We start from the raw sequence: 19,861 nt of genomic DNA on the forward strand, positions 1-19,861 counted from the left end.
GAAGCATACTAAACTGAGTACAGCACACATTTTTTAATATGGGTTTGAAATGAATACCGCAGCTGAAGTCGCGCAAGTACCTACTGAATATACTTATAATGATCGTTATATCAATCGAGAGTTATCGATTCTCGACTTTCATCTGCGTGTGCTCGAACAAGCGGTTGATCCGATACATCCATTACTTGAACGCATGAATTTCTTGCTGATCTTTTCACGTAACTTAGACGAATTTTTTGAAATTCGTGTTGCGGGAATGATGGAACAGCTAGACTTAGGTAATGAAAGCCGCAGTCCAGATGGCTTAACACCAAAACAAGTATTAGATGAAATTTCTGCGACAGCACATGCGGCAATTGAGCGCCAGTATCGTATTTTAAATCAAGAAATTTTACCTAAACTGCGTGAAGAAGACATTTGCTTCTTACGTCGTGGTGAGTTAACCCCTGCACAGTCGGCATGGGTGAAAAAATATTTTCAAGAGCAAGTTGCTCCAGTCTTAACGCCAATTAGCTTAGATCCCGCACATCCATTCCCTCGCTTGGTCAACAAGTCGTTGAATTTTATTGTGACTTTAGAAGGGAAGGATGCGTTTGGCCGTCAGATTGACTTAGCCGTTGTACCTGCACCACGTTCGCTGCCACGTGTCGTTCGGCTTCCTGATGAATTAACCGGTGGCAAAGAGCATCATGTGATGCTATCGGCAATTATTCATGAACATGTCTCTGATTTGTTTCCCGGCATGACGGCGACGGGTTGCTACCAATTCCGCGTGACGCGTAATGCCGATTTGGCTTTAAATGAAGATGTTGAAGATTTGGCTAAAGCCCTCAAAGGTGAGTTGAACTCACGTCGTTTTGGTCGCGCCGTTCGCTTGGAAGTGACAGAAAATTGTCCGCAGCATATTTATGAATATTTGCTTGATGAGTTCGATTTAGAAGAAGAGCAACTCTATAAAGTAGATGGACCAGTTAACCTTGCACGTTTACTGTCAAACTTTAAACGTCCACATCTACGTTATGACGCGCATATTCCTGTTATACCGAAAGTACTCAAAAAATCTGAAAACATTTTTAGTGCGATGCAAAAGCAAGATATTTTGCTGCACCATCCCTTTGAATCATTCGCACCGGTAATTAATTTACTGCGTGAAGCTGCACGTGATCCACAAGTTTTGGCCATTAAACAAACGCTTTATCGAAGTGGCGCAGATTCGGAGATTGTGCAAGTTTTAGCGGAAGCAGCACGTAATGGTAAAGAAGTCACCGCTGTAATTGAGCTTCGAGCACGATTTGATGAAGAATCAAACATTGCTGTGGCTAATGTATTACAAGAAGCAGGCGCAGTTGTCGTGTATGGCATCGTGGGCTATAAAACTCATGCCAAAATGATTTTGGTGGTACGCCGCGAAAACAATAAATTGGTGCGATATGTGCATTTAGGTACGGGCAACTATCATGCGGGAAATGCGCGTATCTACACGGATTACGGTCTATTAACTACAGATAAAGAACTCTGTGAAGATGTACATCGTATTTTCCAAGAATTGACCGGTATGGGTAAAATGGCGAAGCTAAAAAAACTGCTGCATGCACCATTTACCTTACATACTCAACTCATCAATTATATTGATAATGAAATTACTAATGCTAAAGCGGGCAAGTCTGCGCAAATTATAGTCAAGGTTAATGCATTAACAGAAGTTCAGTTGATCAATAAACTGTACGAAGCGTCACAAGCAGGTGTACAGATTGATTTAATTATTCGTTCTATTTGTTGTTTGCGTCCAGGTTTACCGGGGCTGTCTGAAAATATTCGCGTGCGCTCTATTGTTGGACGCTTTTTAGAACATACTCGAGTGTATTATTTCAGTAATAATGGTGATTCACGTATTTTCTGTTCAAGTGCAGACTGGATGGATCGTAATTTATTTAATCGCGTGGAAGCCTGTTTCCCAATTGAAGATCCAGCCTTGAAAAAGCGTATTTATCAATTAGGTTTAGTGAATTACCTAAAAGATAATCAGCAAGCTTGGTTGCTCCAAAGTGATGGGCGTTGGATTCGTACCCATGTTCAAGAGGGTGAGGAAGCACACAATTCACAGCATGTGCTTATAGAAGCATTTAAATAAATGCGTTAAAAAAGTAAAAGGGAGCAATACTCCCTTTTACTTTTTTAATTTATAAGTTTTTTGAATCATTTATCTGAACTAAATTTAGCTGTAGCTACAAATTTTTCTATAGATATTTTTGACAAAACCATCAATTTGATACGTTGAAAGTTTTAATTCATTGACCATCTGCTCTTGAGTCGCACTATGGCTGACCATATCCAAAATTTGATATTCTGCTGGATTTAGACTGAGCTGTTTCGGCGCTGCATTTTGCGGACTAAAAGTTTCACTCAATAAAAATTTAGCAAAACTAGGATGAAGGGCAGCGCCACCTCTTAAAATGGTTTTCAGTTGGTTATAAGTGTCTTCAATTGGTTGTTGAATCAACATATAGGCAGTTGCACCTAACTGAATCGCATGTAAAGTTAAATCTGCAGACTGTTCATTGACTAAAATGATGAGATTACTTGAAGGATAGATTTTCTTAATTTTATGTATGAATGAGATATCAGACTGTTGCGTGACCACTAAAAAGATTAAATTTGGCAATTGATTGAAAATTTGTTGTTCTGCATCTGCTAAATTTTCTGAAAATGTAATGAGGTCTTCAGGATAACCGAGGTCTCCTAAGATGTTAAACAGCACTGTTTTTGAAGTCATTGATTGATGATCAATGATCAAAACGGGTACTGGTAATAAAAATTCACTCATCATACATTTCGCTCATTTATTATTTTTAATCAAATTGCATTTCCATAATGTGCATGAAAGTGAATTAGAAAAATATACCTAGAAGTAGTGATTTATATATCAAAGTATAATTAAGTTATTGTGATATAATGGAATTTAATTAATGTATGGTTTTCTGTGTTTTTCATTGTGTTGAATGCAAAGATTTATAGGTTTTTCGTTTTTATTTTCAGAGTATTGGTTAAATAATCATCAGATTTAGATTCGAATTGAAAATAATAAATGAAATGTGAAAGCAGTATTTTGACAATTAATAAATTGAACTGTTTCTGATGTGAGTTAATATTCACCTATTGCTTAGTTATTTTAAACATAAATATTAGTGACTATTTAAAATAATGTGTTTTATTTCTCATCAATGGTTATTTTATAGCACAAAACACAATAATAAAAAAAAGCCCTTTGAAAATGAATCAGACGTACTTTCTCTAAAATACCTGAAACTAGTGATTTTAACGAAAGTTATATTTTACTAAGATGTATTTATCTTCTTACTTATCTGGCTAGTGTGAAGATATTGTCGAGGCGATGAATTGAGATATACATCAAGTCATATATTACCTTATCAGGCTACCTATTTGGGTTAGCCTTTTCTTTTTTTAGATACTGTATTTTTTCATTTTCAATTTTATACTCATCTCAATATTATTACTTCTGCATTATTCATTTCCGCCAAATAAAAAAAGAGAGCACAGGGCTCTCTTTAATTTTTACACTGATTAATTAGTGTAGATTGTTAGTGATTTTCTGCAAGATTTGAAGCAATACATCAAATTCACTTTGAAGCGGTGTACTCTTACGTGTTACCAATGCTAATGTGCGTGTAGGACTTGCTTCAATTTCTTTCACAGCCAAATCTTCATTGGCTTTGATCATATTGGTATAAACTGCAATTTCAGGCAATAAGGTAAAGCCTAAATCTGCAGAAACCATTTCAACCAAAGTTGGCAATGAGCTTGCTTTTAAACGATGGTCATTTTTACGTTCACCAATCGGACAAGCACTCAAAGCATGATCACGTAAGCAATGGCCTTCTTCAAGCAACATTAAACGAGATAAATCTAGGTCGTCTAAAGATTTCGCTTGAGCTGCATTTTGGTCAGCTTTGTTGTACACCAAGAACAATTTTTCTTTGTTCACTTCAGCCACTTTTAGACTGCGAGTATCGAAAGGTAGCGCAAGTAAAACAATATCTAAATTGCCATGCTCTAATTTCTCAACAATTTTTTCACTTTGCGCTTCATGCAAGTGGAGTTGAATTTTAGGCAACTGCTTATGCACTTCATCAAGTAAAGGTGCAAGAAGGAAAGGCGCAATGGTCGGAATAACACCTAAATGCAAATCACCGGTTAAAGGCTCACTCATTTCACGACTTAAACGCATTAGGTCTTGCGCATCTGCCAATAGAACTCGGGCTCGACCGACAACTTGTTCGCCAAGTGGAGTTAAACGCACGTTTTGACGGTCGCGTTCTACCAAAACGCCACCTAATAAACGCTCAAGTTCCATGATCCCACCAGACAAAGTAGACTGGGTGACAAAAGAACGACGCGCAGCTTCAGTAAAGTGTAGCGTTTCTGACAGTGTTACTAGATATGACAGCTGTCTTAAGGATGGTAATGCAGCCATAGTGTCCTAATTTATGATTTAAAGTGATCAGCAAACAAACCGCTAAGATATGGAATAAAATGCGGTGGGATATCATGCCCCATTCCATCAATTAATTCAAATTTAGCACCTGAAATAGCCTTTGCAACGGCCTTACCATGGCTTGGCGGCAGCAAACGGTCACGAGCTCCATGAACCACAATGGTTTTATGCTGAATTTGTTTATCCAACTGCAGCAGGGAACCTGTACATAATATTGCTAAAAACTGTTGAAGTACACCCGCTGGGTAATAACTCCGCTTATAGAGTTTACGTGCAGTTTGTATCACTTCAAGCTGATTAATATAGCCTGGAGAGCCTATAATATTAAAAACTTTCAGACTATGGTTAATAATGCCATCTTCATCGTTAGATTCAGGTTTTTCAATTAGACTAAATAATTGCTTTGGAAATGGCGGTGGAAGTAAGGGTTGGATGTTACTGGTAAAAAGTAAGCTTAAGTTGTGCACTTTATCTGGATAGCGTGCCGCCACGATTTGAGCAATCATGCCGCCCATCGAAGCGCCTAAAATATGGACTTTATCAAGTCCCATACGATCAATTAACAGTGCAACATCGTCTGCCATATCATATAGATCATAAGGCGCACCTTGATTCTCTAGACCTAAGGCAAAACGTCCCATCAGTTTAAAGGTGTTAAGACGTGGGCCTGGGTTACGAATTTTACTCGACAGACCAATATCGCGATTATCAAAGCGAATAACTCGGTAACCTTGGTCTATTAAGGACTTACAAAAGAAATCAGGCCAATACAACATTTGTGCGCCGAGTCCCATAATCAATAAGATTGCAGGATCTTCAGGATGACCACCCACCTCGACATGAAGTTCAATGCCATTGCCTAACTCTACGCGAGTTTCATGCATAAAAGAGGCATAAGGTGAAATATTAAACTGAAGGGCACTATTCATTGTTATTTTCCTTTAAAAAGGACGTCTATTATTATCAGGACGTCCTTGTATTTAAACCTTAAACTGAAGCAGGAATCAAGTCCGGAACCTGCTTAGTCAAAGTTAAGCGTTGCTTCCCAGCAGTTGCACCGAGCAGTACAAATCCACGTAATACGCCATCTTGATCGATCGCACGGGCAATCATGCCATCTTCAAGCTCTTCTGTTTCCCATTGGGTTTCTACATCAATTGGCGCAGGAAGGACAGTTAAAGGTGCTGCAGGTGTTTTAACGGCTACAGGCATGGCAGGATAATGCACTGCGGTATGTTCGCCATTGAGGGTTTTTGCCAAAGCACGCGCTTGTTGCATGATTGGCATCACGTATGGCAGAAGGGTACCATTGACTTCAGCACAGTCACCGACAGCATAGATATCTGCCAAGTTGGTTTCTAAGTTTTTATTGGTTAATACGCCACGACTGGTGTGAATACCGGCTTGTTTTGCTAAGTTAATCTCAGGCTGTAGACCAATCGCAGACAACACAACATCTGCCACTAAGCTTTGACCATTGGCAAGGCTCACTTGATAATCACCATTTTCAATACGTGACAGTTTGTCGACTGTCGTACCTAAAACGAATTGAATACCCGTTTCTTCTAAATTGCTTTGGAATTTAGCGGCAACATGAGACGGCAGTAGGCGACCCAAAGGTTGCGGAGCTAAATCGACCACCGATACTTTCGCCCCAGTATTTTGGAGATCATTGGCAAATTCACAGCCAATCAAGCCTGCCCCTAAAATCACCACACGTTTATCTTCACGTGCTGCAAGCTGTTTACGGAAAGCTTTGTAGTGATCTAAATTGTTGACGACGTGAATGTCTTCACTGCCATCACCCGAAATAGCTAAGCGAATTGGATTTGCGCCGACTGCTAAAACAAGTTTTGAATATAGTTGTGTTTGAGTTCCATTTTGACTTTCAATAGTAAGCTCATGTTTTGCTGCATCAATGGATTTAACCCAACTCTTATTGATGATTTGCATATTGAGTTGAGCCGACATTTTTTCGGCATCCCCTAGAGGGATTTGCTCAGGAGTTTTATTACCAACGAGCGCATTGGATAATGTCGGTTTAGCGTAGTTAATGGCATCATCCGCACAGATCATAATAAGTTCTAGTTCAGTATTTAACTTTCGAAATTCACGTGCAACGGCATATCCCGCCATACCAGAACCAATAATGACAATAGGGTGCATACTCAACTCCAAACACATTTCATATTTTTTAAAGACAAAAAAAAGACCATAACGATGATGGCCTTAGATTCTATTTATTAGATTTCAACCATTTCAAAATCTACTTTTGAGACGCCACAGTCTGGGCAAGTCCAATCATCTGGGATATCTTCCCATTTCGTTCCTGCCACGATACCGTCTTGTGGCCAGCCTTCTGCTTCGTCATAAATCCATCCACAAACGATGCACTGATACTTTTTCATTCCATTCTCCAAAAACTGACACAAAATTAAGTCAGTAAATACTTCATAACTGTATAAGTTTATACCTTAAGGTTAATTAGCCTTATACAGTAGACTCTTATGTTAAATTTTTACGCAGTTCTAACGATAAAGTAAAGTGGCTAAGAGTTTAATGAGTGAAATTAAAAGCAGAATGGCAGTGAGGGACAATAAATATCATCAAAACCCCCAGATCTGGGAAAAATTGTCTGACAATATTTATGCCTATTGAAAGCTATATTGGAATTCATTTCCGTGAATTGGGTTCTAAATACCGCTTTTTCTATCTTCATAGACTAAAGTCTTGCAGAAAAAATCTCTAAAATCTTTTATTTTATGATTAGGAAAATATATATTTGATATTTTTTAAATAAATACAATATTAATAATCAATAACTTATGTAAATTTACTGTATCTTAAATATGCATTTTGGTCGGGGGTTAGCTGTTCTTTTCTCTCAAATCGCGTTAAAATTCACACATTCCTTCCTTAATTTATTTTCTCCTATTATGAGTAATTCTACTGCTGCGGCATTGTGGTCTAACATTCGTACTGTCCAAGATTTCCCAAAACCAGGAATTTGTTTCTTTGACCTTACGCCGTTATTTATGAATAACATCGAATCGTTAACTGATGCCCTAATTGCAAGTATTCCAGCTGAGCAATTGGCAGAAGTAGATAGCTTTATTGCAGTTGAAGCGCGTGGTTTTGTTTTGGCAAGCTTACTTGCTCAGCGTACAGGCAAAGGTTTGGTGTTGGTACGTAAAGCCGGAAAATTACCACCACCTGTTGTCGGTGTTGGTTATAGCCTTGAATACGGTTTAGATCGTCTTGAAATGTCAGCTGAAATCGAATCACAAAAAGTAATTATTGTGGATGACGTATTGGCGACGGGCGGTACGCTTCGTGCAGTGAAACAATTGGCTGAAAAATGTAAACACCAAGTTTTAGGCGCAAGCATTTTCTTAGATTTGCCTGACTTGCATAAAGATTTAGGACTAAATATTTGGTCTGTTTTAGATGATAAAACACGTCCTGAAGCAGATGCTGCCTAAGCGTCAGTTTTAAAATGTAAAAAGCCTTGTCTATGACAGGGCTTTTTTATGTCTGATAAAAAAGACGTTGCTACTTATGATTAATCTTATGATTTATTTTTTTAAATATTTTAATTCGAGATGTTGGATTAAATCATTAATATTTTCAGGGCATTGTAGACGATGATGTCCACCATCCATGACTTGAATCTGCATATAGTCTTCGAGTTGTTTTTCTGCCTCATACATATCCAAGATTTCATCGCCACGTTCGATATATGCAATTTGTGGAATATCGTTATCCAAATCCATTTCATTAATTGCAGGGTAGTCGTCACGAAAGTCTGGATGCAGACTCGGGTTAGCAATCACACAAGGAATGCGATGAAACAGCGACATTTTCAAAGCCCAGTATGCCCCGAGACTATGACCGACGATGATATCGGGCTTAATGGTTTCAATACTCTCGTGGTAAAAGTCCGCAACAGTTTGAAAATTTAAGTTGCGATAGTCCACTTCAATGCAGAATTTTTGTTTTGCATTGATGGCATGGAACTTCGTAGATTCACGGGAAGAATCCAATCCATGTAAAAACAGAATTTTCGATAAGCAGGAAGTCATTGTTTTTCTACACACTGTTTTCAAACATTTTTGGATGTGTTGAATATTTTATTTTTCAACAATTTTATGACTTCATTGTAGAGAGAATTGTCAAAAAGAGAATTTAGCTTTTGGTCTAATTTATAGGCATTTAAAAGACTTTAGTCTTAAAGAAAATAGATTAAAGGTTGAATTAAGTTATTGATATATATTTTAATGTATTGATAATAATAGGTATTTTTAAAGCTTTTAGTTATCATCTGATATCATTAAATGTAGGTTTTCGAGCTTGAGTATTTAATTTTTATCTACTGCACATCTGTAAGGTATGTTCTATGTCTACCTGAAGGTATAACGATTAAAACATCTTACTTCGATAAATTTCTACTTATTAAAAAAATGCGCGCATTGCTTACTGCTCAATTCAAAGGAAATCTGCTATGCTATACAACTTCCGTTTTTTAACTATTTGAGACAGAGATGACGCAACATAACGCTCAATCGACTTCTGAACAAGCCATTTCCGAAAACGATTTAATTGCACAGCGTCATGCCAAGTTAGAGCACATCAAAGAGCACGCCAAGGAAACAGGTGTTAGCCCGTGGCCTAACACATTTAAGCGTGAACACTATGCACAAGACCTACAAGATCAATTCGCTGAAAAATCAAAAGAAGAAATTGAAGCAGGCGAAAAGGTTTATGTAAAAGTTGCTGGTCGTGTGATGTTGAACCGTGGTTCATTCATCGTAATCCAAGATATGACTGGTCGTATCCAGCTTTATGTACCACGTAAAGAGTTGGATGCTGATGTTCTTGCAACAATTAAAGCACTCGATTTGGGCGATATTATTGCCATTAAAGGTTATATTGGTCGTTCTGGTAAAGGTGACCTTTATGTTCATATTGAACATTTTGAGCTTTTAACCAAATCACTCCGTCCACTTCCAGACAAATTCCATGGTTTGACTGATACTGAAGTTAAATACCGTAAGCGTTATTTAGACCTCATCATGAACGAAGAAACACGTAAAACTTTTGAAATTCGTGCAAAAGTGGTGTCAGGTATTCGTTCATATTTGAGCAATGAGCGTTTCATGGAAGTTGAAACACCAATGATGCATGTGATTCCGGGTGGTGCATCTGCGCGTCCATTCGAAACTCACCACAACGCATTAGATATGCCTTTATTTTTACGTATTGCGCCTGAGCTTTACTTAAAACGTTTGGTCGTTGGTGGTTTTGAGCGCGTGTTCGAAATTAACCGTAACTTCCGTAACGAGGGTGTATCAACACGTCATAATCCAGAATTCACCATGATTGAATTTTACCAAGCATATGCAGACTACAAAGACCTGATGGCTTTGACAGAAAATATGCTTGAAAAATTGGCCATCGACATCTTAGGTTCGACTGATGTGCCTTATGGTGATGAAGTGTATAGCTTCAAAGGTCCATTCAAGAAAATTTCGATGTTTGATGCGATTCTTGAACATAACCCATCGTTCACTGCTGAAAATGTATCTGATCGTGAGTTCCTTGCAAACTTCATTAAAAATGAACTGAAAGAGCAAGTAAAACCTGGTTTTGGTTTAGGCAAGCTTCAAACCATCGTATTTGAAGAAACTGTTGAAACAGAACTTCGTCAACCGACATTCATCACAGAATACCCAGCGGAAACTTCACCATTGGCACGTCGTAATGATGAAAATCCACATATTACGGACCGTTTTGAATTCTTCATCGGTGGTCGTGAGTTGGCAAATGGTTTCTCAGAGTTAAATGATCCGATTGATCAAGCTGAACGTTTCCAAGCCCAAGTTGCCGAAAAAGATGCAGGTGATGATGAAGCAATGCATTACGATGCAGACTTCATTGAAGCATTGGAATACGGCTTACCTCCTACAGCGGGTGAGGGGATTGGTATTGACCGTTTGGTGATGTTATTTGCGAATGCTGCAAGTATTCGTGAAGTGATCTTATTCCCTCATATGCGTCATAAAAACTAATTTAGTTTTTGAAATAAAAAACCCGCTTAATGCGGGTTTTTTATTTTGTATTTTTATTGAACATCTTTACCGAAATGATGAAAAAAATAAAAGGAGATACAGTTTCACCCTTGAATAAATGAGTTGAAAAATCTAAGGTGGGCTGTGAATTAAACTTGAGAAAAAGAGCATGTATTTAAGAAAGTCACTCTATGCTGCTGTACTGTTTGGATTATCAGTTCCTGTTTTTGCTCAGGGGATTGTATTAAATAATGAAGAGTTACGCGCAGATTTGAATTGGTTGAATCAGCAAGGCGTTATTCAAATTAGTACCTCAACATGGCCAATGAGTGGTGATGAAATACAGCGAGCGTTAACTTCTGCAAAAGTGATGACACCTGCACAACAAAAAGTATTACAAAGTATTCAAAATAAATTGACTGCCGAAAATGCATTATTAAAAGCAGAATTGTTTGCAGAGTCAGATAAAAATAATTTACCGCAAAATTTTGGTGATCATCAAAAAGCGCAATATCAAGGTGCACTTGAACTCAACGTTGGTGGTGGAAATTGGGATGGTCGTTTACGTGTAAATGCTGAAGATAAACAGCAAATTAATAATGATCAAGATGTAAATGTGGAAGGCTCATACATTGCCGGGAAGCTTTGGAACCAATGGTTAATTGCAGGTCAGATTCCGACTTATTGGGGGCCTGGTCATGACGGTAGTTTAATCCGTGGTGATGCGAGTCGTCCTGTGTACGGTGTTACTGCACAGCGTGCACAACAGAATGCTTTTGAAACACCATGGCTATCATGGATCGGCCCTTGGCAGTATCAAGCTTTTGCTGGACAGTTAGATGATTATTCTGCTATCCCAGATGCAAAACTCATTGGACTTCGACTAACTGCACAACCTACTCCATATTTGGAATTGGGAGCATCACGTTCTATACAATGGGGTGGCGAAGGTCGTCCCGAAAGTTTTAGTTCACTTTGGGATGCCTTTATTGGTAATAAAGATAATGGTGGAACAGGTGAGGCTGATCCATCAAATCAAGTCGCGGGTTTTGATGCGCGTTTGAATTTACAACCACTTGTGCAAGTTCCAGTTAGTCTTTACGGCCAATATATTGGTGAAGATGAAGCAGGTGGTTTACCGGCAAAAAGCATGTATCTTGCAGGTGTTGATTATTCTTCAAGTGTAAATAATATGCCTTATCAACTGTATACTGAATGGGTTGATACTCGAACTAATGGTGATGCCAAAGGCATTTCATACAATCACTCTATTTACACAGATGGATACTATCAACATGGCTATCCACTTGGTCATGCATTAGGTGGTGATGCTCAAATGGTTTCAGTGGGTGGGAATATACGTATTGATCCACTAAATCGTCTAAATGGTCGTGTACTTTTTGCAAAAGTTTCTGAAACAGAACGTGCTGCTTTGAACAATGCAGCATTTCCAGAAAAAGATGAATTGAAAGCTCTAGACTTAACTTGGACACATTATTTACGTCCAGATATGTCTTTAAAAATTAATGGTTGGGTGAGTGACTCGGATTTAAATGGTAATGATGGTGGAGCGTCAATTGGAATTGAACTACCATTAGATAAACGTTTATTTCATTACTAATTTATATTTGTTTTTAAAATGATGTATTAATTGAAAAGTCCGCTTATAGCGGACTTTTTTCTATTGGTAATTGTCAATTTTTAGACAAAAAAATACGCAATGATTGGGGTGTTCACTGCGTATAACAACGAATCTGCTTTCACAGGTTCGGTAAAGGAGAAATGTTATGAATTTAGGTATTCCTAAAACATAAATAGATAATAGAGTGAACGGTCAGTCATTTCATTGGTGTTCACGTTAAGTGATGTTACCTAACGTTAAAACTAAGGAGATTTTGTGAATACCTTCACCAAAAGTGCCTGTAAAAAAGCCTTTCATAATAGAAAGGCTTAATTTTATGGAATTTTTTTAAATTTAGAAGTGGAACACACCCAATCCAGATTTAATCTCATCCAACGTTTGTTGGGTAATATCACGGCATCTATCGGTACCAGTTTTTAAAATATCCATGATGTAGTTAGGGTCTTTTTGCAATTCTAAACGGCGTTCACGGATCGGGCCAATCAGCTCTTTTAGCACGCCTTCAAGACGCTTTTTCACAGTACCGTCGCCTAAGCCACCGCGGCGATAGTGTTCTTTCAGCTCTGCAACAGCTTCTTTATCAGGGTCAAATGCATCGAGGTAAGTAAATACGACGTTACCTTCAACTTGACCTGGATCTTCAATACGTAAATGATTTGGATCGGTATACATTGCATTAACAGCTTTCTTGATATCTTTATCAGTTGCGTCAAGCACAATGGTATTGCCCAAAGATTTAGACATTTTTGCTTTACCATCAAAACCTGGTAAGCGGCCGACATTAGAGAGTAAAGCTTTACATTCAGGAAGTACGTCACGACCAATTTGACGGTTTAAACGACGAACAATTTCATTGGTTTGTTCAATCATTGGAATTTGGTCTTCGCCGACAGGAACGACAGATGCTTTAAATGCAGTAATATCGGCAGCTTGAGCCACTGGATAGCATAAGAAACCTGCAGGAATGTCACGCTCAAATCCACGCATTTGAATCTCAGATTTGATGGTTGGATTACGCTCTAAGCGAGAAACCGTCACAAAGTTCAAATATAACATGGTCAATTCATTCAATGCTGGTAAGCATGATTGAACGCAAATCGTGGTTTTGGTTGGGTCAATTCCTACAGCAAGATAATCGGTTGCGACTTCAATAATATTGCGACGAACTTTTTCGAAGTTATCAGCATTATCAGTTAAGGCTTGAGCATCAGCTAAAAGGAGATGTTGATGATGCGAATCTTGTAAACCTACACGTGAACGTAAAGAACCTACAAAATGACCTAAATGTAATTGTCCAGTCGGACGGTCGCCAGTCAAAATCACTGGACGATTATCTTGAGTACTCATTATCTGTTCCAAAGTGGTAGTCAAAGCTACGGCTGATTTTCAAAGAATGTCCCCATTGTACGGCATTCTATTTTTGATTGTTACTGACACAGCACAATTGACTGAAAAATGGGTGAATATTTTGTTAATTATTAAAAAACTAAATACAATTTTAGCGTTAAATAGAATTAGAATATTAAAAAATGCCTAAAGGATAAAAATAATGGCGAGTAGCTTATTAATCTTACTTGATGATATTGCAACTGTGCTGGATGATGTTGCTGTCATGAGTAAGATGGCAGCCAAAAAAACAGCGGGTGTCCTTGGAGATGATTTAGCACTGAATGCGCAACAAGTCAGTGGTGTCCGTTCAGATCGTGAACTTCCAGTTGTTTGGTCTGTGGCCAAAGGATCTTTTGTTAATAAATTAATTTTGGTACCGGCTGCCTTATTGATTAGTGTGGTTGCACCTTGGTTGATTACACCGCTTTTGATGATTGGTGGTTTGTTCTTATGTTATGAAGGTGTGGAAAAAGTTCTGCATAGTTTGCATCATAAAAAAGCCAAAACAGAAGAAGTTGCTCGTGAAGAGATGACTCATATTGAAACGGATTTGGTGACTTTTGAGAAAGAAAAAGTCAAAGGCGCCATCCGGACCGATTTTATTTTATCTGCTGAAATTGTGGTGATTTCATTGGGTACGGTTGCAACTGCGGCATTTGGGACCAAGGTCATGGTACTTTCGGTGATTGCAATATTAATGACCGTTGGTGTTTATGGTTTTGTCGCGATGATTGTCAAAATTGATGACTTAGGACTTTATCTCACTCAACAAGCGTCACAATTTAAAAAGACCGTTGGACAAGGTTTGTTGGCATTTGCGCCTAAGTTGATGAAGACATTGACCATTGTAGGTACGATTGCCATGTTTTTAGTGGGTGGTGGCATCATTACCCATGGTGTACCTTTGTTACACCATTTTATTGAAGGCTCTGTAGATTATGCAGAACATATTCCTACAGTTGGCAGTATTGTGGGTGCATTAACACCGACTTTAATCAATTTAGTGACAGGTTTTATTGCAGGTTTAATCGTGCTGTGCGTCGTATCTTTAGTTCAAAAAGTATGGCCAAAGTCGCAAAAGGATTAATCTGTAAACGCACGGATATCAACTATTTTATATAAGGAAGATCGCTATGCGCTGGAAAGGTCGAAGAGTTAGTTCAAACGTAGAAGACCGTCGCGGTGGTGGCGGTGCAAAAGCGGGTGGTATTAGTATTCTCGGTTTAGTTGTGGCATTTGTTGCGTGGAAGTTTTTTGGTGTCGATCCGCAGCAAGCTTATCAAGCGACTAAACAAGTGACATCACAGGGGCAAACGGCTGAAGTCAAAGGTCTGGATAATCCAACACCTGAACAACAAGAAGCGATGGATTTTGTTGGAACGGTTTTGGCCGATACGGAAGATACATGGACTAAAGTCTTCCAAGAACAGTTAAATGCCCAGTATAAAGCGCCTAAATTGGTTATGTTTAATGGTGTGGTCAACTCGGGTTGTGGTACAGCACAAGCTGCAATGGGGCCGTTTTATTGCCCAGCAGATCAGAAGGTCTATATTGATACTGCATTCTTTAAAGATATGCGTACGCAAATGGGCATCACGGGTGAACAAAATCAAACAGAATTGAGTCGCCAAGATCAGGCGGGTGATTTTGCGCAAGCCTATGTCGTTGCCCATGAAGTTGGACATCATATCCAAACGATTTTAGGCATTTCTGAGCAAGTTCAGCAGGCCCGTGCGCAAGCGTCTAAAGCTGAAGGTAATCGTTATTCGGTTATGCAAGAACTACAAGCAGACTGCTTTGCGGGTATTTGGGCGCATCATAATCAACAGCGTACCCAATTTTTAGAGCAGGGCGATGTAGAAGAAGCGATGGACGCTGCACATAAGATTGGTGATGACTATTTACAGAAAAGTGCAACAGGGCAAGTGGTCCCAGACAGCTTCACGCACGGCACCAGTGAACAACGTATGAAATGGTTCCAGACAGGGTTGAAATCAGGCAATATCAATAGCTGCGATACCTTTAATCAAGCCATTTAAAGCAAAAAAGAGGATGCAAAACATCCTCTTTTTTCATTGAAAATAGATTGAAGCTTATTTGTTGAGAAATGATCTGAAGTTTCGAACGATGCGATAGCTGACATACAATGCGGCAAATGCAAATAAAGCTATGCCAAAAACTGTATATTTAAGGTTTGAAATATCGTTTTGATAGAACTGTTTTAATTGCGCATCGCTATAGCGTAATTGTTGTTTTTGTCCAGTGCGGCTATTGGTGAAACTCACATTTTGGATATATTGAAATTGTCCGATTTTCAGTAAATCGAGGTGTTGAATTTGTCGGGTGTGTTGCTGATTAAATTCATCGAGACAAATATCTTGTGCATAGTTTTCACAATTCAGTTTGGCAAGATAACCATTATTCGCCAGCATGATAAAAATCGCACGATCGGGTGATTCATTATTGGAGACCAAAACCAATTGTTCTTTGGGTGTTGAATCCAGTGAGATCGTTTTTGCCTGACTAAAATAGTGGTCAGCACGTAAAATTTCCTGTGTCTTACTATAGCAAGTGAGGAGCAGGGCCGCCGTAATGATAAAAATCACAGCAGCAAAAAAGAGTCGAAAAACAGTTTTAATAGTCTGATGCATAGGAGAAATCATGTAGATGATGAAAATGCATAAAATCTATGCAGGCTTGCTATGTTAAATGATCTTGATAAAAGATGTGAAAAAAACTGAATTTATACACGGTATTTAGATAAAATTCGTTAGAATATTTTATTTTTAAATACCAAATAATTTAGTATTTATTTTTAAAATACCTATATCTCACTCTGTAGGCGACAGAGCACCAAAATTGGGAACGAAATGGGAAATTATTTTTTTCTACAGGTTTTTACCGTTATTTTTGCACTTTCGATTGCAACCACGATTTTTAATAAACGTATCTTGGGTTTTCCACAAGCCATAGGTGTTCCTATTGTTTCTGCAATTTTTGTCTTTATTTTACAATGGGGTGCAAGCCTGCTCAATGGCAATCAATTTGTGACGATTAATTTGCACAATATTGAAGAGGCCGTTCGTCATATCGACTTTTATGACTTTTTAATTAATGGCGTGATTTGTTTTATTTTGACCTCATCTGCCTTGAAATTTAAAGTTTCAGATTTACGTTTGCATTGGAAGCCGATCAGTATTTTAGCCAGTATTGCCTTGGTGCTTTGTGCGGTGTTTTTTGGTGTTGCTTTATATGGTTATCAGTTCTTAATTGGTCATCATGTTGATTTATTGGTGTTGTTATTATTAGGCGCTGCTTTAGGTGCGACTGACCCAATTGGGGTTAAAGGTGTATTAAGTTCTGTTCGTGCCCCACATCATTTGATGGTGAAATTAGAAGGCGAATCGCTCTTTAATGATGCCATGTGTATTGCCGTGTTTATGACCTTACTCAATGTTTTGCAAGGTGAACATTTTACCGTCATTGGTACGCTTGAAACACTGTTATATGAAATTGTTGTCGCAGTCATCATTGGTTGGGCATTTGGTTTAGGAATATTACGTTTACTCCGTGGTAAACATGAAATGGAATCCTTGATTTTAACCACAGCGTTGTTGGCAAGTGGTTCATATCTAGTCGCTTTATTCGCACATGCATCTGCACCAATCGCATGTGTTATTGGTGGTTTGATCGTTGGGAATAAATGGAAAGAAATTCTTCAAGAGCGAGAAATCAGGGAAGTGAATCATTTCTGGCATACCGTGGAAGGAATCATCAATTCCTTCTTATTTACCCTGATCGGTCTTGAGTTATTTATCTTAGATTTAAGTATCAGCTTGATTTTAGGCGGTATAGTGGCGTTTATTATTTTGCATGCATCGCGCTTTGCAGCAAACTATTTATCTTTCGCATTTTTCCCGAGTTTCCGTAAAAAAAGTTATAACGGTAGTCTTGCGATTTTATCCTGGGGTGGGGTTCGTGGAGGCATTTCATTGGCCCTAATCCTTGCTGTTGCCAATATTCCTGAACTCAGTGAATACAGTAGTATTTTGATTGGATATACATTTATTGCGGTATTAATGTCGGGGCTCGTGTGTGGTCTAGGTTTACCTGCTGTGATGAATGCTTTTTATTACAATCCGAATGAAGAAACCAAAGGTTTTAAAGGTTGGTACCAAAGAATGTGCCATAAAATGAATAAAAAGGGCTTCCAATATATTGTGGGTGAAGATATCCATGGTAATGAAACCATTACGGTTTATAACCCAGAAGCGTTAATAGATACCAAAGCGGATGATGGTGTTGCTGCTGTACATAACCCAGAAAAAGTGCAAGAAGTTCGTCGTTTGGAGAACCCCGAAAACTTCTAAAACTGATTTGTTTGACTTAAAAAAGGAAATGCTTGGGCATTTCCTTTTTTATTTCTAGTTATGTTTCATCGTGGCACATCAAAAGTCGGGAAATTATGACTGGTCATTCATCGTTATTATTGTGACTTGCATCACACAAATAAGTGTTTGTTATTACTTGTATAAAGATGGATCTAAAATCTGAGCCTATTGATAAAAATAATACAATATTCAAGCAATTGTGCAAAAAAGAAATAAAGCGTGATATAACGCACACAATTAAAAAATTGGTTTTAATGAGTTGTAATTAAAGAAATTATTAGTCACCAACAATTCATTACAAAACCAAAAAGCATAAAAACGGCCCTAATACAAATAAATGAGGTTTTACCTATGCCGCAAATTTCTGTCATTTCTAAAGAAAGTCATAAAGTCTTAGATCAAGTTGAATCCAATCAAATTGGGCTTATAGAAAATTCTGTCATCGTAGTCAAAATCCGGAAAGAGGATGTTGCTTCAATTACAAAGAATGGTGCTGACGCAATAATCACCTTAAAAAATGGGGAAGTGATTACTGTACAAAACTATTTTAGTGAGGCGACACCAGATAATAGTTTGGTATTTGAGGATGAAGACGGCACATTGTATTGGGCCAAATTTACAACAGTCAACGGTGATATTGCGGATGTTATTCAGTACCAACCTTTAGATGAAATTGAACCGCTGCTTTATAACGATTCTTTGACGGGTGTAATTTTACCGTGGATTGCGGGAGCAGGTGGTGCTGGTTTATTGGGTGCGGCTATTGGTGGTGGATCTGATTCATCTGGTAGTTCTAAGGATACAACCAAACCTGATGCACCTAAAGATGTGGTGATCACCGATGATGGTGAACATGTCCAAGGTAAAGGTGAGCCGGGCACTACGGTAGAAGTGAAAGATCAAGATGGCAAAATCATTGGCATAGGCACAGTGGATTCAGCAGGTAATTTTGATGTTGAACTTAAAGATCCATTAACCAATGGTGAAACCGTTGAAGTCACTGTGACAGATAAAGCAGGCAATGATCAATTCAACACCAAAGCGGGCATTGATACGGTTATTTATAAAGTATTGGATCAAGCCGATGCAACGGGCGGTAATGGACATGATACTTGGAATGACTTTAATTCGTCTGTAGGCGATAAAGTGAATATCAAAGCCTTGTTACAAGGTCAAAATGTCAATCAGTCGAATATTGATCAGTTTGTTTCGGTTAAATCTGATGGCAAGGGCAACACTGTGATCAGCATTGATCGTGATGGAACAGGATCTAAATTTGGTGATAAAGTTGAATTACTCACTTTGAAAAATACCGATGTGACTTTACAAGATCTAATCGATCACAACCAATTACTGTACTAATCTGTCAAAATTAAGTATTAATCAAAGAGAACCTTCGGGTTCTCTTTTTTATGCGGCTCAAAGGAGATCAGATGAAGCAGAGTGATGAATTGGCAACGCAAATTTTGTCGGTCATTCAATTGATACCGCAGGCGAAGATTGCCACTTACGGACAAATTGCCAAATTAGCGGGTTTACCGAAGCATGCACGACTGGTTGGCTATGTACTAAAGCATCTAGATACAACATCAACGATCCCATGGCATCGGGTGGTGAATGCTCAGGGAAAAATCAGCACGCAGCGTTGCAATGAAAAAGGTGAAAATATCCAGCAATTGCAATTGGCAGCTGAAAATGTCTTTGTGGTGAATGGACGCATCTCATTGAAACAATAGACTTCTTTCATAATTCATTTTTTGCTCAGCTCTAAATTATAGATTCCCGCAATTAAATTGAATCTTAAGCCCAGTCTTTTTCCTCGATTACGATATCGCTCGGCAAGGATTTTGAAAGTTTT

The 19,861-nt window shown here is 38.3% G+C and carries 17 protein-coding genes and 1 pseudogene; 9 read left to right on the forward strand and 9 right to left on the reverse strand.

Annotation, left to right across the window (positions count from 1 at the left end):
* Window positions 1-49 precede the first annotated feature (49 nt).
* The gene (gene ppk1 / locus FTU02_RS12710; protein WP_111884435.1) at window positions 50-2,131 is read left to right on the forward strand and encodes a polyphosphate kinase 1; all 2,082 of its coding nucleotides are present in this window, start codon (window positions 50-52) and stop codon (window positions 2,129-2,131) included.
* Window positions 2,132-2,215: 84 nt separating this feature from the next.
* On the opposite strand, the gene FTU02_RS12715 is transcribed toward ppk1, so the two are convergent.
* The 5 genes from FTU02_RS12715 to rubA all read right to left on the reverse strand — a co-directional run bounded on the left by FTU02_RS12715 (window position 2,216) and on the right by rubA (window position 6,921).
* Window positions 2,216-2,827 carry a response regulator transcription factor gene (locus FTU02_RS12715; RefSeq protein WP_168379235.1) on the reverse strand — a complete coding sequence of 204 codons (612 nt, stop codon included), beginning with the start codon at window positions 2,825-2,827 and terminating at the stop codon, window positions 2,216-2,218.
* A gap of 759 nt (window positions 2,828-3,586) precedes the next feature.
* Window positions 3,587-4,492: a LysR family transcriptional regulator OxyR gene (gene oxyR / locus FTU02_RS12720; protein ID WP_180157428.1), complete on the reverse strand. Its 906-nt coding sequence runs from the start codon at window positions 4,490-4,492 to the stop codon at window positions 3,587-3,589.
* An 11-nt stretch (window positions 4,493-4,503) separates the two neighbouring features.
* On the reverse strand, window positions 4,504-5,442 hold the full coding sequence (locus FTU02_RS12725; protein WP_218947575.1) for an alpha/beta fold hydrolase: 939 nt from the start codon (window positions 5,440-5,442) through the stop codon (window positions 4,504-4,506).
* A 58-nt stretch (window positions 5,443-5,500) separates the two neighbouring features.
* Window positions 5,501-6,679 carry an NAD(P)/FAD-dependent oxidoreductase gene (locus FTU02_RS12730; RefSeq protein ID WP_180157430.1) on the reverse strand — a complete coding sequence of 393 codons (1,179 nt, stop codon included), beginning with the start codon at window positions 6,677-6,679 and terminating at the stop codon, window positions 5,501-5,503.
* 77 nt (window positions 6,680-6,756) lie between these two features.
* Window positions 6,757-6,921 (reverse strand): rubredoxin RubA, encoded by a 165-nt coding sequence (rubA, locus tag FTU02_RS12735; protein WP_005179369.1) that lies wholly within the window; start codon window positions 6,919-6,921, stop codon window positions 6,757-6,759.
* Window positions 6,922-7,449: 528 nt separating this feature from the next.
* Between rubA and FTU02_RS12740 the strand changes: the two genes are divergently transcribed.
* Window positions 7,450-7,995 (forward strand): adenine phosphoribosyltransferase, encoded by a 546-nt coding sequence (locus FTU02_RS12740; RefSeq protein ID WP_078189930.1) that lies wholly within the window; start codon window positions 7,450-7,452, stop codon window positions 7,993-7,995.
* Between the two features lie 93 nt (window positions 7,996-8,088).
* On the opposite strand, the gene FTU02_RS12745 is transcribed toward FTU02_RS12740, so the two are convergent.
* A complete protein-coding gene (locus FTU02_RS12745; protein WP_180157432.1) occupies window positions 8,089-8,595 on the reverse strand; it encodes a YqiA/YcfP family alpha/beta fold hydrolase in 507 nt (168 codons plus the stop codon).
* A gap of 459 nt (window positions 8,596-9,054) precedes the next feature.
* Between FTU02_RS12745 and lysS the strand changes: the two genes are divergently transcribed.
* Together lysS and FTU02_RS12755 are read left to right on the forward strand one after the other, a co-directional pair.
* The gene (gene lysS / locus FTU02_RS12750) at window positions 9,055-10,581 is read left to right on the forward strand and encodes a lysine--tRNA ligase (protein WP_180157434.1); all 1,527 of its coding nucleotides are present in this window, start codon (window positions 9,055-9,057) and stop codon (window positions 10,579-10,581) included.
* A 169-nt stretch (window positions 10,582-10,750) separates the two neighbouring features.
* Window positions 10,751-12,202, forward strand: coding sequence for a capsule assembly Wzi family protein (locus tag FTU02_RS12755; protein ID WP_180157436.1), 1,452 nt, complete (start codon window positions 10,751-10,753; stop codon window positions 12,200-12,202).
* 354 nt (window positions 12,203-12,556) lie between these two features.
* Here FTU02_RS12755 and trpS read toward each other — a convergent pair whose 3' ends face one another.
* Window positions 12,557-13,570, reverse strand: coding sequence for a tryptophan--tRNA ligase (trpS, locus tag FTU02_RS12760; protein ID WP_180157438.1), 1,014 nt, complete (start codon window positions 13,568-13,570; stop codon window positions 12,557-12,559).
* A gap of 202 nt (window positions 13,571-13,772) precedes the next feature.
* On the opposite strand from trpS, the gene FTU02_RS12765 reads away from it, so the two are divergent.
* Window positions 13,773-14,699: a DUF808 domain-containing protein gene (locus FTU02_RS12765; RefSeq protein WP_180116856.1), complete on the forward strand. Its 927-nt coding sequence runs from the start codon at window positions 13,773-13,775 to the stop codon at window positions 14,697-14,699.
* A 46-nt stretch (window positions 14,700-14,745) separates the two neighbouring features.
* On the forward strand, window positions 14,746-15,651 hold the full coding sequence (locus FTU02_RS12770; RefSeq protein WP_180007459.1) for a neutral zinc metallopeptidase: 906 nt from the start codon (window positions 14,746-14,748) through the stop codon (window positions 15,649-15,651).
* 54 nt (window positions 15,652-15,705) lie between these two features.
* Here FTU02_RS12770 and FTU02_RS12775 read toward each other — a convergent pair whose 3' ends face one another.
* Window positions 15,706-16,263: a hypothetical protein gene (locus FTU02_RS12775; protein ID WP_180157440.1), complete on the reverse strand. Its 558-nt coding sequence runs from the start codon at window positions 16,261-16,263 to the stop codon at window positions 15,706-15,708.
* A gap of 219 nt (window positions 16,264-16,482) precedes the next feature.
* On the opposite strand from FTU02_RS12775, the gene FTU02_RS12780 reads away from it, so the two are divergent.
* From FTU02_RS12780 to FTU02_RS12790, 3 genes are all read left to right on the forward strand, one after another.
* Window positions 16,483-17,982 (forward strand): sodium:proton antiporter, encoded by a 1,500-nt coding sequence (locus FTU02_RS12780; RefSeq protein ID WP_180157442.1) that lies wholly within the window; start codon window positions 16,483-16,485, stop codon window positions 17,980-17,982.
* Window positions 17,983-18,354: 372 nt separating this feature from the next.
* On the forward strand, window positions 18,355-19,365 hold the full coding sequence (locus FTU02_RS12785; RefSeq protein ID WP_180157444.1) for an Ig-like domain-containing protein: 1,011 nt from the start codon (window positions 18,355-18,357) through the stop codon (window positions 19,363-19,365).
* A gap of 71 nt (window positions 19,366-19,436) precedes the next feature.
* Window positions 19,437-19,739, forward strand: a complete 303-nt coding sequence (locus FTU02_RS12790; RefSeq protein ID WP_180157446.1) for an MGMT family protein — start codon at window positions 19,437-19,439, stop codon at window positions 19,737-19,739.
* Window positions 19,740-19,753: 14 nt separating this feature from the next.
* Here the strand turns inward: FTU02_RS12790 and FTU02_RS12795 are convergent.
* Window positions 19,754-19,861 (reverse strand): annotated as a pseudogene (locus FTU02_RS12795) (IS5/IS1182 family transposase); the annotation flags it as partial.

This window comes from Acinetobacter sp. YH12045, from assembly GCF_013419925.1.
Lineage (GTDB): Bacteria > Pseudomonadota > Gammaproteobacteria > Pseudomonadales > Moraxellaceae > Acinetobacter > Acinetobacter amyesii.

Excerpts from the sequence above, each read along its gene's own strand:
- ppk1 (WP_111884435.1), top strand. The coding sequence starts at position 50 with ATGAATACCGCAGCTGAAGTCGCGCAAGTACCTACTGAATATACTTAT.
- FTU02_RS12715 (WP_168379235.1), bottom strand. The coding sequence starts at position 2,827 with ATGATGAGTGAATTTTTATTACCAGTACCCGTTTTGATCATTGATCAT.
- oxyR (WP_180157428.1), bottom strand. The coding sequence starts at position 4,492 with ATGGCTGCATTACCATCCTTAAGACAGCTGTCATATCTAGTAACACTG.
- FTU02_RS12725 (WP_218947575.1), bottom strand. The coding sequence starts at position 5,442 with ATGAATAGTGCCCTTCAGTTTAATATTTCACCTTATGCCTCTTTTATG.
- FTU02_RS12730 (WP_180157430.1), bottom strand. The coding sequence starts at position 6,679 with ATGCACCCTATTGTCATTATTGGTTCTGGTATGGCGGGATATGCCGTT.
- rubA (WP_005179369.1), bottom strand. The coding sequence starts at position 6,921 with ATGAAAAAGTATCAGTGCATCGTTTGTGGATGGATTTATGACGAAGCA.
- FTU02_RS12740 (WP_078189930.1), top strand. The coding sequence starts at position 7,450 with ATGAGTAATTCTACTGCTGCGGCATTGTGGTCTAACATTCGTACTGTC.
- FTU02_RS12745 (WP_180157432.1), bottom strand. The coding sequence starts at position 8,595 with ATGACTTCCTGCTTATCGAAAATTCTGTTTTTACATGGATTGGATTCT.
- lysS (WP_180157434.1), top strand. The coding sequence starts at position 9,055 with ATGACGCAACATAACGCTCAATCGACTTCTGAACAAGCCATTTCCGAA.
- FTU02_RS12755 (WP_180157436.1), top strand. The coding sequence starts at position 10,751 with ATGTATTTAAGAAAGTCACTCTATGCTGCTGTACTGTTTGGATTATCA.
- trpS (WP_180157438.1), bottom strand. The coding sequence starts at position 13,570 with ATGAGTACTCAAGATAATCGTCCAGTGATTTTGACTGGCGACCGTCCG.
- FTU02_RS12765 (WP_180116856.1), top strand. The coding sequence starts at position 13,773 with ATGGCGAGTAGCTTATTAATCTTACTTGATGATATTGCAACTGTGCTG.
- FTU02_RS12770 (WP_180007459.1), top strand. The coding sequence starts at position 14,746 with ATGCGCTGGAAAGGTCGAAGAGTTAGTTCAAACGTAGAAGACCGTCGC.
- FTU02_RS12775 (WP_180157440.1), bottom strand. The coding sequence starts at position 16,263 with ATGCATCAGACTATTAAAACTGTTTTTCGACTCTTTTTTGCTGCTGTG.
- FTU02_RS12780 (WP_180157442.1), top strand. The coding sequence starts at position 16,483 with ATGGGAAATTATTTTTTTCTACAGGTTTTTACCGTTATTTTTGCACTT.
- FTU02_RS12785 (WP_180157444.1), top strand. The coding sequence starts at position 18,355 with ATGCCGCAAATTTCTGTCATTTCTAAAGAAAGTCATAAAGTCTTAGAT.
- FTU02_RS12790 (WP_180157446.1), top strand. The coding sequence starts at position 19,437 with ATGAAGCAGAGTGATGAATTGGCAACGCAAATTTTGTCGGTCATTCAA.